Raw genomic sequence first — 13,591 nt, 5'->3', positions numbered from 1 at the left:
TTTTAGTAACACATTTTAAAAACGCACGCCTCCCATAAAATCGTTCTTGAAAAATAGATTGCAGTCTATTATCATCATTTAAAGTCAGCATTCATCCCTTACAAACGTATACATTAATTACATCAATTACAAGTAAATTGTTATTTTTATTAATTTTGATTATTTCATCGCCATTCACAGACACACCTCTATGCGGCTTAATACCCAAGACCCACTATAATAATACCGAAGTCCTAAGGTAATCATACCCTTCCTCCGTTCTTGCTCCGGTTATCCTGTGGAGATCCTATAATCTCACATATAGAAAGCACGCACTAAAAGCACATAAACACCGTCACCGGGGAATGATTTCCATAGGACTTCCCTAGTTCTTCTTTAGGTCTTCACTAGAAACAGGTTCCGCCAGATCACGGATAACTACCGAAGCACAAAAACACCCGAACACGGGCGGCATGTAAGAAATCGTTCCCACGTTCGATTTCTTATTCTCACTCTCGCTCAACACAATAGCTTCCGGAGCGACTTCCTCGGGCGAGAACACGACCTTCACTCCCTTGTAGACACCCAGCTTATGAAGCCTTTTGCGAAGCATACGGGCAAGATTACAATTATAAGATTTGGAAATATCGGCAATACATACCTGTGTCGGGTCCATTTTTCCCCCGGCACCCATGGAACTCACGATACGATATCCCTTTTGCAGACTATGGTAAATCAGGAAAATCTTGGGAGCTAATGTGTCTATCGCGTCTACCACGTAATCATACTTCGCCATCTCCAATATCTCGATCATCCGATCGTCCTTGATAAAATCATTGATCACGTGAAGCCGGATGTCCGGATTGATATCCCGGAATCGGGCAGCCATGATTTCCGCTTTCGCCTTCCCGATATTACTGTCCAATGCCGGTAACTGCCGATTTTTATTCGTCACGTCTACACTATCACCGTCAATAATTGTCAACTCGCCTATCCCCGCCCGACACAATTGCTCGGCGGCATACGCCCCTACACCACCCAATCCGGCAACCAACACGTGCGCGTTTTTCAACTGTCCCAACCGCTCCTGTCCCAAGAGCAATTCCGTTCTACTCAGCCAATCCATAATTATATCGCAAAAACATTCTTTAGATTTTCCCTTGTCACCCTCTTCAATTCCTCCACGGTAAGTCCCAATATACCGGATGCCACGCTGTAAATAACATCAATCCCCACCGTCTTGTCATCATTCTCCAAAAACAACCTGTTCAAAGGAACATGTCGTAACAAATGAAAAGCGTTGGAGCGGTCATTTAAAAGTGCCGTCCCCGCGGAAATATAAAACCCGTGTTCCAACAATTGTCGTAATATCTGTTCGTTATTATTATACCCATGAATAATCCACGGAATCGAAGATTTCATCTTTTTCCGAATAGCTATCAACTCGGAATACGCCTTTACACAATGAATAATCAGAGGTTTCCGAAACTTTTCGCCCAATTCAACCTGTCTTTCCAACACCCGTTCCTGTTCCTCTATACAAACCGGAGAGCGACGGTCCAAACCGCACTCTCCGATCGCGATAACTCTCCCCGTGCAAAGCATGTCATTTACACACGTCAAAGCATCCTCTCCAATTTCCCCGAGTTTCATCGGATGAACACCTACCGAGTAAAAAACTTCCTGCCCCTCTTCTATCCCCCGTCTTTTCTCGTCTTCAATCCACGCTTTTCCCTCTCCAACATCCAAGACATTGATTCCTTCACCGACATGATGCGTGTGTATATTCACGTACGGGTTCAAATTCAAAAACTATTTTGTTTCCTTGTTGCACATGATGTTCAGGATCGTCTTATCCGTCTCCTCCATTCCCTTGGTTCCAATCAATCCCACGTTACGAATGGTTCGCTCGATATCCTCTTCTACTATCCCGTCATTATTTGTTTTTATACCGTTCATGGATAACAGAGCCGCCTGTACGGCAGCAGATACCCCGGAATAAACTTTCAAGGCACATCCCTGTTTAGCTCCGTCACACATCATTCCGGTCAAGTTGGAACACATCGTTTTGATCGTGTTGACCATATTCTCGTAAGTACCGCCCATCAAGTAAGTGATAGCCGAAGCAGCTCCCGTACCGGCAATCAAAATCCCGCAAAGAGCAGAAAGATGTCCCATGTAATGGTGGATATGCACCGCAATCAGGTTGCTCAATGCCAAGGCGCGAGCCAACTGCTCGCGTGAAGCCCCGAACTTTTCGGCAGCCACCACCACGGGCAAATACACCGTGATCCCCTGATTACCGCTACCGGAATTTGTCATAACCGGTTTCGGGCATCCGTCCATACGGGCATCCGACGCTGCCGTCGCGCGAATCAATGTGCGGTTCAGCAAATCGTCCTCCAACAATCCCTTATCTATATTCTCTTTCAGCGTCTTACCAATTTGTAAACCGTACTCAGATTGTAACCCCTCGGCAGAAATGGCCTTGTTCATCTCGGCTCCTTGCAACACGAACTCAATATCTTTCACGTCTACCTCGTGCACGAAATCCCAAATACGTTTCACACTTAACTCCGGTCCCTTATCTTCTTTCTTTGTCGTATCTAACTTAAATTCTCTCTTGAAAAGCTCTTCCCCGTTCTTTTCCACCAGAATGATATTCGTGTGCGTGTGAGCGATAATCACTTTCACCTTATCATTTCCCTTGGTTGCTAATGCCTCGGCGTACAATTTATCCGGGGCATCCATTTTCAGAGAAACCGTAACATGACTTAACAAATCCTTGGCACGTTGCAGGTTATCCCCCACGTTCACGTCCTTCAATACTTCCAAACCGTACTCGGACTTCCCACAAACCGCTCCCAAAGCAGCGGCGATAGGAAGACCTACCATTCCGGTTCCGGGAATCCCGACACCCATGCCGTTTTTATAAATATTGCCACTAACCAGTACATCCAAATGCTCGGGCACGCCTCCCAATACCTCTTTACATTTTGCACAAGCCAGAGCACAGGCTACTGGCTCGGTACACCCCAAGGCCGGAACGGCCTCTCTTCTCAATATTTCAATGATTTGTTGATCTGTTACTTGATTCATCTTTTCCTATTTTATTCATGTAGAATGTTTCATATTCACGGCTACAAAAATAGTGTTATTTATCTATTTTTCTACCACAAAAAGACAATTTATACTATCTTTGTCGATTGAAGTCGAATTAGTTGTATCACGATAGACATTTATTCATGAAATCAATACTTGTTATTTTAATATTATTCATTACCCATCAAACTTGGGCACAGACAGACACTATACCCGCGGTGAAACCGGATGTAGACTTTTTCAAACAACTTTCTCAAGCAGACTCTATCACGGGCGGGAAAGTTACGCTCCACGGGGACCCGAAAATCGAACAGCTAATGAAACTGAATCTTTCTGTCAACAGGAAGGAACAGGCTTTCCAAGGCTATCGTATCCAAATATTATCTGCCAGTTCTTATAATACCAATATCGACACGTTGAAAAGTTACACGCAACGATTCGAGGAAGAATTTCCGGATATTCGTGCCTATCTGCAATACACGGATCCCGACTTTAAAATTCGTGTCGGCAACTTCCGTACCCGCATCGAGACTATCCCCGCATTAAAACGTATTCGTAAGAAATATGCCGGGGCTTATCCCGTGAAGACCGTGATCTATTTGAAAGAACTCGCTCCCGTGGTGGAACAAGACACGATTCCGCTGACATCACGAGAACCAATGCCCTCTCTCTAAATCACAGCTACCATCCACGTACCCAAGTACCATGAAACACGGATAATCACCACTTGCTTATCGAATCTTTCAGCTTTCTTTCTTCTTCACTAAAATCAATTGACGGGAAAGAACGGGAAATCGCTACAATTTCCGTTAGTAAATTCTTTACCAAACGTTGATAATCATTTGACGCCGGATCAAAAGGTCGATGAGCTACCGCCTTGTTTATCCTTCCAATCCGGTTCATCAGTCCCAACACCTCCGGACTGATAAAGCTATACAGGAATCTCTCCCAAGTATAGTCAATCGTGAGGCTGGACATATGCAACATATCATCCGCATAGAATCGGTAGTCCCTCAACTCGTCCAGCACGATCTCGTAAGCCGGGAAATAATACACGTTATTCAGCTTTTCCCGCAATTGGTCGATTGCCAACAATAAGGTTGCTTTACTCAACTGGTTTCCATGCGCCCCGTCTTTCCAATGCCGAATAGGACTCACGGTAAACAATACCCGCATTCCGGGATTCACCTTCTGCAAACTCCCGATCAATTCAGTGTACTCTTTCACGATCTCTTCCACGTTCAACCGATAACGCTCGAATTCCTGCGAGGGGATCTTGTGACAATTCGATACGACCACGTCTTTTCCCGTGTGTCGGTATACCCATGCCGTTCCCCACGTGATCACCAGTAAATCCACGGAGCGAATCTCTTCAGTGGCACGAGCCAACCGACGGTTAATCTTATCCAGACACTCCTCTTGATCTGTCGAAGAAAAAAAACCGTGGTGGAACAAACTCACCCACTTATCCCCAACCTGCATCAAATCTTCCTTCCCGAATTTCTTCCCCTCCACGATCAAACGGAGCACGTTAGCTACCGACCGCGGATTATAAACAATCCCGCAAGGATTCACATCAACATCAAATTTGTAATATGAAAACTTACCTCCCATATTCTCTGCGAAACACGATCCCAGCATCATCAATTTGGAACTGTAATCTATCATAAAATCGGGTGCCGTAATATTAACCTTCGTCTGCAAATTCATATCTATTCTTATTATAAATAAACTCTCCTTATCTACAAAGTTACATTTTTTGCGCTTAACTTCGCCATCATTTTTATACTTTTGTCAAAAATTTCATGCATGGGTATTATCTCCGTATTAATGATCGCCTTAGGGTTGGCAATGGATAGCCTCGCTGTAAGTATCAGCGGGGGGATCGTCATGCAACCGTTCCGCATGAATCAATCATTACGCCTTGCCTTCACCATGGGAATATTTCAAGGAGGCATGACCTTACTCGGTTGGTTGCTCGGGGTTAGCTTCAGCTCGTACATCACCTCTTTCGACCATTGGATTGCCTTTGTATTGCTTGGTTTTCTGGGAGGCAAAATGATTTACGAATCATTCGAGGAAGAGGAAACAACCATCTCGTCTTTTTCCAACAAAACTCTTATCACCCTTGGCATTGCCACCAGCATTGACGCGCTAGCTGTCGGCGTCAGTATGGCATTCCTGAAAACAAGTATTTATTTCCCCGCTTTCATAATCGCCCTTGTCACCTTCACCCTTTCTTTGCTTGGGGTTATCTGCGGATATCGTTTCGGCAAGATCAAAGGCATCAACGTCGAACTTCTCGGTGGCATCATCCTCATCGCCATCGGTATCAAAATCCTCGTGGAACACTTGATGGAGTAAGGAATTTATGATTCATGATTTACGATTTATGATTTAGTGATCGTCGGAAAGAAATAATTTTCAATTTTCAACTTTCAATTTTCAATTATTTCGTATCTTTGTACCCGCATACCGAAGGGGCAGACGTGGATTTGACAGCATGATGAATAGGTATGTAAGCATGTCGGGCGTAGTGAAGCCGGCCCGTTAATCCCGGACGCAAAATTTTAATTGGCGAAAGAAATTACGCTCTTGCTGCCTAATCGAATCACAGTAGATTGAGGCTTAATCTCCGCTCAAGGTAGTGGAGACAGGACATCCCGCTGGCGGTCCCACCTTGTGCCAACCAGCATCCGGGGTGCAGGCAATACGAGGTTAGTCAACGTCTTGCTTCGCGACGCTGATGAAACTTTAGAAGCTAAGGTATAGTTTGGGTGCTTTTTTCCGGGCTATATTCGAAAACCAACAAAAAGCTAAGCATGTAGAAAGCATATTGATTCCGTGTTTGGACCGGGGTTCGATTCCCCGCTGCTCCACCCCTTCAAGAAAAACGACCTACAAATGGTCGTTTTTTCGTTTACTATGATTACATTTGTTTTCCAAAACATTCATGTATGGAAATAACTAATAATCTTTGTTCCCGAGCAACACGACAAATATGAATATTGAAGAATTTAGAGAATTGTGTCTTTCTTTCCCACACACGACGGAAGAATTCCCGTTTGACGAAACGACGTTGGTATTCAAGGTGTTCAATAAAATGTTCACGTACGCAGATATCATGCCCTTCGAAACAATCGCCTTGAAATGTGATCCGGACCGGGCTATCGAACTACGGGAAAAATACCCGGAAATCACCCCCGCTTATCACTCCAACAAAAAACATTGGAACGGTGTCTACATGCACGGTAGTCTTTCCGACAAGTTTATCGAGGAACTTGTCGAACATTCTTACAGGGAAGTAATAAAGAAACTACCCAAAAGTTTCGTGCAGAAGAACTTTCCGGAATTCTCTTTGACAGAGTCCAATAGAAAGAGTTAGCGAGAGTGACTTTTAGGTCACCCTCGTACAGAATAAATCAATTATTATTCTTGCTGTTGGCGTTTCACCTCGGCAAGTACATCGTTCATATTTAATCCCGCGGCTTCGGCAATACCTTTACCGCAACGTTCATCCGCTTGATAAAAGCGAGCAGCTACCCGGACTTTAATATTCACGGGAACACCATCCATAGCGGCAGCCACGTTCGTGTGTATCCGTTTCTTTTCGTCCTCGGGTACCAAGCGATACAAATCTCCCGGTTGGGTGTAGTAATCTTTATCTTGCTTGTAATGCTCCCCCTTACCCTCAATATCAAAAGCCGGTTGATTGTATTTATTATCATCCACGGGACCACCAAAGCTATTCGGTTCGTAATTCACGTCCCCGCCGTTATTGCCATCAACCCGCATATGCCCGTCACGATGATAATTATGCACGGGACAACGAGGTGTATTTACCGGAATCGAATCAGCATTGACACCCAAACGGTAACGATGAGCATCCCCGTACGCGAACAAACGCCCCTGTAACATTTTATCCGGCGAAAACGATATTCCCGGAACAACATTAGCCGGGTTGAAAGCCGACTGCTCCACGTCCGCAAAATAATTCTCCGGATTACGATTCAACTCGATAATTCCGACCTCAATCAACGGGTAATCTTTATGACTCCACACCTTAGTTAAATCAAAAGGATTGAAACGATAGGTTTTAGCATCTTCCTCCGGCATAATCTGAACGCACATTTTCCATTTCGGGAAATTTCCTTTCTCGATATTCTCGAACAAATCCCGCTGCGAATGTTCCCGGTCTTTTGCCACGATTTGCTCTGCCTCCTCGTTCGTGAAATTGGCGATACCTTGCATGCAACGCAAATGGAATTTCACCCAATGACGTTCATTCTTGGCATTATAGAAACTAAATGTATGACTACCGAATCCATGCATATGCCGCAGATCTTGGGGAATACCCCGGTCGCTCATCAAAATCATCACTTGATGCAACGATTCCGGCGAAAGACTCCAGAAATCCCACATGGCAGTGTTACTCCTCAAGTTCGTCTTCGGATCACGCTTTTGCGTGTGAATAAAGTCGGGGAATTTCAAAGGATCACGAATAAAGAAAACAGGCGTGTTATTGCCCACCAAATCCCAGTTGCCCTCGTCCGTGTAAAACTTCATGGCAAAACCCCGTACATCCCGTTCGGTATCCGCGGCTCCTCTCTCTCCCGCTACCGTGGAAAAACGCATAAAAACGTCGGTCTTTTTACCTACTTGGGCAAAAATGCTCGCTTTCGTATATCGAGTGATATCATTTGTTACCGTGAAAGTTCCGAAAGCCCCGCTTCCTTTAGCATGCACAATTCGTTCCGGAATACGTTCCCGGTTAAAATGCGCCAGTTTTTCCAGCAACCACACGTTTTGCAGCAATGCCGGACCGTGAGGACCAGCCGTTTGAATATTTTGGTTATCACCGACCGGCGCTCCGGCTTCCGTCGTAAGTTTTTTCTTTTGTTCCATAGTTCTATAGGTATTATCGTTATTTATAGTTATAAAGTGTATACCTATAAAACCATTAAAATGTTTTACAAATCGAAGATAAATATTATTCCGTCTTCGGTTTCCGGATATAGTGCGGCATTTCAAACGGTATCTCCAAAGAGAATTCCACCAATCCCATGAACTCCCCGTTCTCGTACCACGGTGTCTGATAAATCAATTTCTTCACCCCACCCTTCTCTATCGTGTACGCATTCGTGGCGTGTTGTTCCATCAACTCGCCCAACTTCGTCCGGGCAGGTTCCGGATGACAATCAAACACGTTTTGCCCCACCAGATTACCGTGGTTTGTTTTCTGGGATTTCTCATTCATCTGAAGTATCTTACCTTCTTTATCGCATACCGTGATCGCCACGTTCAATTCTTTCATGTAATCCATAGCTGTTATATTTTTGATTGATTCCGCAAATCTACAACTTTTCGCAGCTTTACACGCTTAAAAGCGCAAGTATTCTTAGTTTGAAAGTTTTTTTTCTAAAGCTATTTTATTGATTATAACGGATATCGTTATACAGGCTGCATTTTATTTACATTTTGGGCATATTTTTTTGCCGAAATATTTTGCAAATTCCCCGGAAGGCTCTATATTTGCACCACGATTTGAGAAAATTCCTTAGTAGCTCAGTTGGTTAGAGCGGCGGACTGTTAATCCGTAGGTCGTAGGTTCAAGTCCTACCTGAGGAGCAAGCAAAGCCCACAATGTTGTTGTGGGCTTTTTTCTTTTCGTGCAATTCCATTCGTCGATAAAATATCCCTTTTTGTCGAGTCGCTTTCCCCAAACATCTAAATGATTTGTAAGCCTTTGTCGGATGCTTTATGTTTGCATCAAACAAAATGAACAAAGGCTATGAACAAAATAAGACGTACTTACATTGCAACCATCCTTTTTATAATCATTCCGTCCTTAGTGGGTTTTTCTCAAAAAGAAAAGCCCACTTCTTCATGGACTCTCAAGGATTGTATCGATTATGCCCGGAAAAATAACATTCAAGTACAATCGGCACGGGTAAGCCAAAAAAGCAGTAACGTGGATTTATTGGAAGCCAAAGCCCAACTCTTCCCCTCTCTCACGTTCAGCAGCTCTCAAGGCTGGGGACACCAGAAGATAGAGCAAAGCGACGGTAAATTCAAATCACAAAGCGCGTACACGGGCAGTTACACGCTAAACAGCGGGTTGACACTGTACAACGGGGGAAAATTAACCCGTTCCATACGCAAACAGGAAATGACAAATGAAGCTCAAGAATATCAAGTAAATATGGCGGAAAATGATATCGAGATTGCCGTTACCGAGGCTTATTTGCAAATACTTTACGCGAACGAATCATTAAAGACAAACCGTCAGAATCTGGAAACCTCGGAAGCACAACTAGCCCGCTCCAAAGAATTACTGGATGCCGGTTCCATAGCCATCAGCGACTTCGCGCAGATTGAAGCACAAAACAGTAACGATAAATATAGCGTGACCATGGCAGAGAACACGCTTGCTCTAAATAAATTACAACTGAAACAAATCCTCGAACTGGAACCGAATGACAGCTTCGATATATACTTCCCGGAACTGGACAGTACACAAGTCCTCAGCCTTGTCCCTTCATTGAGCGAGGTTTATCGGGTTGCCCTTGAAACAATGCCTGAGATGAAAAACAGTCAATTGAACGTGGAAGCCTCCCAATTGAATGAAAAAATAGCGGCCGGCGATCGTTTACCGAGTGTTACTTTCAGCGCGTCTGTTTCCACGAACCATGATTCCGAATCGAATCATTCTCTTTCAAAACAAATAAATAACCGATTGAACGAGAATTTGGGGATTAACGTAAGTATCCCCATTTCTCGAAACCGCCAAACGAAATCGGCAGTGGAAAAAGCAAAGCTACAAACCGAAACGGCTCAACTGGAGGAACTGAATACCCGCAAAGAACTATGGAAAACGATAGAAACACTGCACCAGAACGTGACAGCTTCGCAAAGCCGTTATCTCGCGGCAACAAACAGTGTCAAGTCCGCCACGATGAGCTACAACCTCGTGCAGGAACAGTTTAACGAAGGCATGAAGAACACGGTAGAGTTACTCACGGAAAAGAACAACTATCTCTCCGCTCTGCAAGAACAGATTCAAGCGAAATTCGAAGCTATTCTTTCGCTCAAACTGTTGAACTTCTACCGGAATCAACCCATCGAATTATAGTATAAAATATTAACAATAATCAGAATGAAAAAGATTGTAACCATAATCATTGTCCTTGCAGTCATTGTAGGAGCCTTTTTCTTCTTCCGCTCGGGAGATAAAAAAGCCGTAACGTACGAAACCGTCGAATTGAAAAGAGGAGCTATCAATAATACAGTCACCGCCACGGGAACTATTGAACCTATTACCAAAGTAGACGTGGGTACACAAGTTTCCGGAACAATTTCACGCATTTACGCGGATTATAATTCAGTAGTAAAGAAAGGGCAACTGCTAGCCGAACTTGACAGAAAATTGCTGGAGGCAGAATTAAAATCCGAGATGGCGAACTTGAAGTCTAGCAAAAACTCGTATGAATACCAGCAAAAGAATTACAAACGCCTCAAACAATTGCACGAGAAGAGATTAATCAGTGACACGGAATTCGAGGAAGCCGAATATCAATACGAGAATGCAAAACAGACTTACGAGAAAGCGCAAGCTACCTTGGTTAAAGCCCAATCGAATCTCGAATACGCTACAATTTACTCTCCCATTGACGGGGTGGTACTATCGAGAGAAGTAGAAGAAGGACAAACCGTTGCCGCCAGCTTCGAAACGCCAACCATGTTCACGATTGCCAACGACTTGCGCAAGATGCAGGTAATCGCCAACGTGGACGAGGCCGACATCGGTCAAGTAATAGAAGGACAACGCGTAACATTTACCGTGGACGCATTCCCGGAAGATACGTTCGAGGGCGATGTGACACAAGTACGCCTGAACCCGACGACCGAGTCAAACGTGGTTACTTACGAAGTTGTCATCGATGCACCGAACCCGGACTTGAAGCTGAAACCGGGATTAACGGCAAACATTACCGTGTACACGATGGAAAAAGACAATATTTTGCTTGCCCCGCTGAAAGCATTCCGCTTCACGCCGGAAGCCATGCAAGCACCGGAAGCCGGAAGAGGAGAAAAAACGGTATGGATACTGACAGCAGAAGGCATTGTCCCGAAAGTCATTAAAACGGGGGTAAGCGACGGTATTTACATGGAGGTAAAAGAAGGAATACAGGAAGGAGCTCGCATGGTAGTCGGAATACAACGCGCACGTGCAGCCTCGGCATCCGGCGATAACGGCGGAGAATCCAACCCGTTCATGCCGCCCCGTCCCGGACAAAAAAGAAAATAAGTAAAACAAAAGACATGACAAACGATATCATAAAAATAGAGAACCTGAGGAGGGATTTTACGGTCGGTTCAGAAGTTGTACACGCCTTACGCAGTGTATCATTCTCCATCCAACCGGGGGAATTCGTAACGATAATGGGTACCAGTGGCTCCGGGAAATCCACTCTGCTCAATATCCTCGGATGCCTTGATACCCCTACCTCGGGCGACTATTACCTTGACGGGATCGCCGTCAGGGACATGGGGAAAAATGATCGTGCCACATTACGCAATCGCAAGATAGGTTTCGTGTTCCAATCTTACAACTTACTCCCGAAAACGACAGCCTTGGAAAACGTGGAACTCCCGTTGCTCTACAACCCGACCTTTTCTGCCAAAGAGCGCAAGGAAAAAGCCATGCAAGCACTGGCAGAAGTAAGTTTGAGCGACCGGGTAAACCATCGTTCCAACCAGATGTCCGGGGGACAACAGCAGCGTGTTGCCATCTCGCGGGCAATCGTGAACGATCCGGTAATCCTGCTTGCAGACGAAGCGACCGGGAACCTCGACACGAGAACCTCTTTCGAGATCCTCACGCTTTTCCAACGGTTACATTCGGAGGGACGAACCATTATATTCGTTACCCATAACCCGGAAATAGCACAATTCAGTAGCCGGAACATCGTGTTGCGGGACGGACATATCACGGAAGACACCATCAACCCGAATGTCGCTTCTGCCAAGGAAGCACTGGCAGCGCTACCGAAAGAGAACGACGAAACAATTGAAAACTAACTAATTTAAGATTTATGAATCACGATTTACGATTAATAAAAACATTGGTCATCTAATCTAAAATCATAAATCTCAAATCTTAAATCATAAATGGATACATGAATTACGGAAATTTAATACGAATCGCATTACGAGCCCTTGCTAATAACAAGTTCAGGGGATTCCTTACCATGTTGGGAATCATCATCGGGGTAGCATCCGTGATCTCCATGTTGGCTATCGGTCAAGGCTCAAAACGTAGTATTCGTGAACAAATATCGGAAATGGGTTCCAACATGATCATGGTACATCCCGGTAACGGTCGCTTCGGGGGTGTACGTCAAAGTGCCAGCAGTATGCAGACGCTAAAAATGGAAGATTATGAAGCCATTGTACGGGAAGTTGAGTTAATTGATAAATGTACCCCTTCCGTGAACTCCAGCGGTCAAGTTATCTACGGGGCCAACAACGCCCCGACCTCAATCTACGGGGTAAACCAAGATTATCTCGACATTCGGAAATTCAGTGTCGGAGAGGGTGAAATGTTCACGGATCATGACATCAAAACATCTGCCAAAGTTTGCATCGTGGGGCAAACCGTCGTCGACAACCTTTTCACCAAGGGCGAAGAACCGCTCGGCAAAACCATTCGGTTCAACAAAACCCCATTCCGTATTATCGGCGTATTGGCACCCAAGGGATACAATTCCATGGGACAAGATCAAGACGATATGATTATCGCTCCTTATACCACTATACAGAAACGATTACTGGCAATCACTTATATTCAAGGAATATATGCATCCGCGGTCACGGAAGAAGACTCGCAAGAGGCAATAGAAGAAATATCCGCTATCCTGCGGCAGAATCACAAGATTGCCGCGGGAGCCGAAGATGACTTCAACGTGCGCTCGCAAGAGGAACTAAGTTCCATGATGAGTACCACGACCGATCTTATGACCGTGCTATTGGCTTGTATCGCGGGAATATCCCTGCTGGTCGGTGGTATCGGTATCATGAACATCATGTACGTTTCCGTCACGGAACGAACCCGGGAGATCGGACTCCGTATGTCCATCGGGGCAAAGGGACGCCATATCCTGTTTCAGTTCCTTATCGAGGCTGTGATTATCAGCATCACGGGCGGACTCATCGGGGTTGTTCTCGGCATAGGCTCTTCTTTAGTTATTAAATACGTGATCGGGTGGCCTGTATACATCCAATTATATTCGGTAGTACTCTCCTTTCTGGTTTGTACCGTTACCGGTATATTCTTCGGGTGGTATCCGGCACAAAAGGCATCCCGCCTCAACCCGATTGACGCCATACGGTACGAATAAAGTTGTTTTACCAACTTTATTCGTTCGCCCGCAGCGAGTTGCAGGTTCTTTCAAACAATATAAACTTTAAAAACTTTATGAACTTTATAAACCTTATAAACTCTAATTTT

At 44.8% G+C, this 13,591-nt stretch carries 13 protein-coding genes, 1 tRNA gene and 1 other RNA gene; 9 read left to right on the top strand and 6 right to left on the bottom strand.

Going from position 1 to position 13,591, the window contains the following annotated elements:
- Positions 1–364 precede the first annotated feature (364 nt).
- The 3 genes from CS948_RS01480 to CS948_RS01470 are packed head-to-tail and all read right to left on the bottom strand — an operon-like array spanning position 365 to position 3,078.
- Positions 365–1,108, bottom strand: coding sequence for a ThiF family adenylyltransferase (locus CS948_RS01480; RefSeq protein ID WP_099289974.1), 744 nt, complete (start codon positions 1,106–1,108; stop codon positions 365–367).
- Positions 1,108–1,788, bottom strand: a complete 681-nt coding sequence (locus tag CS948_RS01475) for a TatD family hydrolase (protein ID WP_099289973.1) — start codon at positions 1,786–1,788, stop codon at positions 1,108–1,110. Before CS948_RS01475 ends, CS948_RS01480 begins: the two co-directional genes overlap by 1 nt.
- A 3-nt stretch (positions 1,789–1,791) precedes the next feature.
- Entirely contained in the window at positions 1,792–3,078 is a 1,287-nt protein-coding gene (locus CS948_RS01470) for a serine dehydratase subunit alpha family protein (RefSeq protein ID WP_099289972.1), read from the bottom strand.
- Positions 3,079–3,224: 146 nt separating this feature from the next.
- Here CS948_RS01470 and CS948_RS01465 point away from each other — a divergent pair, with 146 nt between their 5' ends.
- On the top strand, positions 3,225–3,755 hold the full coding sequence (locus tag CS948_RS01465; protein WP_099289971.1) for an SPOR domain-containing protein: 531 nt from the start codon (positions 3,225–3,227) through the stop codon (positions 3,753–3,755).
- A 46-nt stretch (positions 3,756–3,801) separates the two neighbouring features.
- Here the strand turns inward: CS948_RS01465 and CS948_RS01460 are convergent, their stop codons facing one another.
- Positions 3,802–4,791, bottom strand: coding sequence for a GSCFA domain-containing protein (locus CS948_RS01460; RefSeq protein ID WP_099289970.1), 990 nt, complete (start codon positions 4,789–4,791; stop codon positions 3,802–3,804).
- Positions 4,792–4,890: 99 nt separating this feature from the next.
- Between CS948_RS01460 and CS948_RS01455 the strand changes: the two genes are divergently transcribed.
- From CS948_RS01455 to CS948_RS01445, 3 genes are all read left to right on the top strand, one after another.
- The gene (locus CS948_RS01455) at positions 4,891–5,445 is read left to right on the top strand and encodes a manganese efflux pump MntP family protein (RefSeq protein ID WP_099289969.1); all 555 of its coding nucleotides are present in this window, start codon (positions 4,891–4,893) and stop codon (positions 5,443–5,445) included.
- Positions 5,446–5,561: 116 nt separating this feature from the next.
- Positions 5,562–5,963, top strand: a transfer-messenger RNA (tmRNA) gene (gene ssrA / locus CS948_RS01450).
- A 119-nt stretch (positions 5,964–6,082) separates the two neighbouring features.
- Positions 6,083–6,466 (top strand): MmcQ/YjbR family DNA-binding protein, encoded by a 384-nt coding sequence (locus tag CS948_RS01445; RefSeq protein ID WP_099289968.1) that lies wholly within the window; start codon positions 6,083–6,085, stop codon positions 6,464–6,466.
- Between the two features lie 44 nt (positions 6,467–6,510).
- On the opposite strand, the gene CS948_RS01440 is transcribed toward CS948_RS01445, so the two are convergent.
- Positions 6,511–7,986: a catalase gene (locus tag CS948_RS01440; RefSeq protein ID WP_099289967.1), complete on the bottom strand. Its 1,476-nt coding sequence runs from the start codon at positions 7,984–7,986 to the stop codon at positions 6,511–6,513.
- 85 nt (positions 7,987–8,071) lie between these two features.
- A complete protein-coding gene (locus tag CS948_RS01435) occupies positions 8,072–8,404 on the bottom strand; it encodes a diguanylate cyclase (RefSeq protein ID WP_099289966.1) in 333 nt (110 codons plus the stop codon).
- A gap of 231 nt (positions 8,405–8,635) precedes the next feature.
- Here CS948_RS01435 and CS948_RS01430 point away from each other — a divergent pair.
- The 5 genes from CS948_RS01430 (at position 8,636) to CS948_RS01410 (ending at position 13,481) form a co-directional block, all read left to right on the top strand.
- Positions 8,636–8,709: transfer RNA gene (locus tag CS948_RS01430), tRNA-Asn, on the top strand.
- A gap of 163 nt (positions 8,710–8,872) precedes the next feature.
- Complete coding sequence (locus CS948_RS01425) at positions 8,873–10,213, top strand: TolC family protein (RefSeq protein ID WP_099289965.1); 1,341 nt, start codon at positions 8,873–8,875, stop codon at positions 10,211–10,213.
- A gap of 18 nt (positions 10,214–10,231) precedes the next feature.
- Positions 10,232–11,389 (top strand): efflux RND transporter periplasmic adaptor subunit, encoded by a 1,158-nt coding sequence (locus tag CS948_RS01420; RefSeq protein WP_099289964.1) that lies wholly within the window; start codon positions 10,232–10,234, stop codon positions 11,387–11,389.
- Positions 11,390–11,403: 14 nt separating this feature from the next.
- Positions 11,404–12,162 (top strand): ABC transporter ATP-binding protein, encoded by a 759-nt coding sequence (locus CS948_RS01415; RefSeq protein ID WP_099289963.1) that lies wholly within the window; start codon positions 11,404–11,406, stop codon positions 12,160–12,162.
- A gap of 98 nt (positions 12,163–12,260) precedes the next feature.
- On the top strand, positions 12,261–13,481 hold the full coding sequence (locus tag CS948_RS01410) for an ABC transporter permease (RefSeq protein ID WP_099289962.1): 1,221 nt from the start codon (positions 12,261–12,263) through the stop codon (positions 13,479–13,481).
- The last annotated feature ends 110 nt before the right edge of the window (positions 13,482–13,591 follow it).

The sequence above is a fragment of the Butyricimonas sp. Marseille-P3923 genome (assembly GCF_900184685.1).
In the GTDB taxonomy this organism is placed as follows: Bacteria; Bacteroidota; Bacteroidia; order Bacteroidales; family Marinifilaceae; genus Butyricimonas; species Butyricimonas muris.
The sequence above is the reverse complement of the archived record's forward strand: the minus strand, read 5'-3'. Positions and strand labels throughout refer to the sequence as shown.

Coding starts and splice junctions, on each gene's coding strand:
- CS948_RS01460 (WP_099289970.1), bottom strand. CDS start 4,791: ATGAATTTGCAGACGAAGGTTAATATTACGGCACCCGATTTTATGATA.
- CS948_RS01415 (WP_099289963.1), top strand. CDS start 11,404: ATGACAAACGATATCATAAAAATAGAGAACCTGAGGAGGGATTTTACG.
- CS948_RS01425 (WP_099289965.1), top strand. CDS start 8,873: ATGAACAAAATAAGACGTACTTACATTGCAACCATCCTTTTTATAATC.
- CS948_RS01445 (WP_099289968.1), top strand. CDS start 6,083: ATGAATATTGAAGAATTTAGAGAATTGTGTCTTTCTTTCCCACACACG.
- CS948_RS01440 (WP_099289967.1), bottom strand. CDS start 7,986: ATGGAACAAAAGAAAAAACTTACGACGGAAGCCGGAGCGCCGGTCGGT.
- CS948_RS01470 (WP_099289972.1), bottom strand. CDS start 3,078: ATGAATCAAGTAACAGATCAACAAATCATTGAAATATTGAGAAGAGAG.
- CS948_RS01410 (WP_099289962.1), top strand. CDS start 12,261: ATGAATTACGGAAATTTAATACGAATCGCATTACGAGCCCTTGCTAAT.
- CS948_RS01455 (WP_099289969.1), top strand. CDS start 4,891: ATGGGTATTATCTCCGTATTAATGATCGCCTTAGGGTTGGCAATGGAT.
- CS948_RS01465 (WP_099289971.1), top strand. CDS start 3,225: ATGAAATCAATACTTGTTATTTTAATATTATTCATTACCCATCAAACT.
- CS948_RS01435 (WP_099289966.1), bottom strand. CDS start 8,404: ATGGATTACATGAAAGAATTGAACGTGGCGATCACGGTATGCGATAAA.